Here is a 1,876-nt window from a genome sequence, read left to right as displayed (position 1 = left end):
CCGATTTGACAATGATTATAAGACCTGACAAACGGTATGGAAAAATTTTTGATGTTCTCATCGAGTTCAAGTTTGTCACCTTAAAGGATGCCGGCCTGACAGGTGATCAGGCAAAGGCATTCTCAAAGGAATCTCTCCATGAACTGCCCCCCATAAAAAAAGCCTTTGAAGAGGGAGAAAAACAGGTAATTCAATATGGAAAACACCTTGATGAAAAGTATGGCAATCTCAGGCTCCAGAAATTTGTGGTGGTTGCCCTTGGGTTTGAGCGGGTATGTTTCAGGAAATTGATTTGATTTTGCTAAAATTAAATCAAAATATATATAAATGTCAACAGAGCCTAACATACTCCCATAAATTAACTGCTTAATCCCAAATTAAAACATAAAGGAGATAGAAATGGCACAGATGATAAGTGGTCAAACCTCCGTTAAAACAACTGCTGAATTCGATTACCAAGGATTGAGAGGCACACCTTATTGTGTGATAATAAAAAATCAAATATTTAAAAAAGAGCGTATATATATGCTTGAGACTAAAGAAAAATTATACTATCCACTTGCTGAATGGGATGAGCATGACAGTGATGAATTTAATAAGTGGTATGAGTATCTTCTTTCAATTAATGACAAGATAAGAAAAGAGAGGGAGTGTCTTCGTGAACAGGGTAGAGGATTATGTGATCTGGATAAAATAGAACAGATTGTCCCTGAGGATATTAAGATGATTAAAGATTTGAAAGATGATGACTGGTCGCATCTATAGTTTATAACTATGTATCAAAAAAGAAATATCACGTAGGTAATTTAATAAACGCCCATCAGGGCTGTTCAATTCTCCAGATCAACAGTGAATTGTAGGGGTATCCCCTTGTGGGTACCCACTGAGGGCAGGCACAAGGCACTGCCCCTACGGTCATGAATTCACAGAACTGAACAGCCCTGGCCCATGACCTGACGGCCCCAAGGATTATTGTTATGAACAATTTGCCAATACTGCCCACAGGTAACTCTTCCTTTGAGAACATAAGACTCAATGGAAATCTCTATGTGGATAAAACAAGACATATTTGCCAGATGATAAGCGATGGCAAATATTATTTTTTATCCAGACCAAGAAGGTTCGGTAAATCCTTGATGGTCTCCACCCTTAAGTGTCTCTTTGAGGGCAGAGAAGAGCTGTTTGAAGGGTTGTGGATAAAAGAGAATGAAGATAAAGCTAATGCCCAAAATTTTAAATGGGAATGGAAACACCATCCTGTCATAACCCTTGATTTCAATGGAATAAGTCATCAGACTCCGGATATCCTTGAGCATAGCATTGAAGAACACCTCATTGAAATTGCATCCAATTATGATATTGAGCTTAAACGCTCTTTTATAAAAGGCAAATTCAAGGAGCTTGCCATTGCCCTTAACAGAAAAACCAAAATGCCGGTTGTCTTTCTCATTGATGAGTATGACAAGCCTCTTATAGACCACCTTGGGAAAGGTGATGAAGCTCTTGGGATTGCCAAGAAGAACAGAGATATACTTAAAGATTTCTTTGGAGTAATAAAAGATGCCGATGTTGTTGATATAACCCGTTTTGTATTTATTACAGGGGTTTCAAAATTTAGCCAGGTATCCATTTTTTCAGAACTTAACAACCTCACAGACCTTACAATGCTCTCTTTGTATGCTGATATGCTCGGTTATACAACGGGTGAGGTCGAACAATATTTAATGCCCCACATAAAACGAATGGCAGATCAGAATGATGACAAGATTGCTGATGTAATGGAAGAACTGCTGAAACATTACAATGGTTATCGTTTTTCAAAGCGAAACGTAAAAGTGTTCAATCCCTTTTCTTTAATGACAGCTCTTAAATATAT

3 protein-coding genes are annotated in these 1,876 nt (G+C 37.8%); all 3 read left to right on the top strand.

The genetic code is table 11. From position 1 onward, the window contains the following. The coding region (locus tag MTBBW1_RS05750) for a hypothetical protein (protein ID WP_222423992.1) at nucleotides 1-296 on the top strand (296 nt) is incomplete at its 5' end. 103 nt (nucleotides 297-399) lie between these two features. Further along, a complete protein-coding gene (locus tag MTBBW1_RS05745) occupies nucleotides 400-765 on the top strand; it encodes a hypothetical protein (RefSeq protein ID WP_080800470.1) in 366 nt (121 codons plus the stop codon). A 212-nt stretch (nucleotides 766-977) separates the two neighbouring features. Further along, a partial coding sequence (locus tag MTBBW1_RS05740; protein ID WP_186441106.1) for an ATP-binding protein occupies nucleotides 978-1,876 on the top strand: 899 nt, incomplete at its 3' end.

The sequence above is a fragment of the Desulfamplus magnetovallimortis genome, from assembly GCF_900170035.1.
GTDB classification, from domain to species: Bacteria; Desulfobacterota; Desulfobacteria; order Desulfobacterales; family Desulfobacteraceae; genus Desulfamplus; species Desulfamplus magnetovallimortis.
This window is presented reverse-complemented; position numbering and strand designations above follow the sequence as displayed.

Excerpts from the sequence above, each read along its gene's own strand:
- MTBBW1_RS05745 (WP_080800470.1), top strand. The coding sequence starts at position 400 with ATGGCACAGATGATAAGTGGTCAAACCTCCGTTAAAACAACTGCTGAA.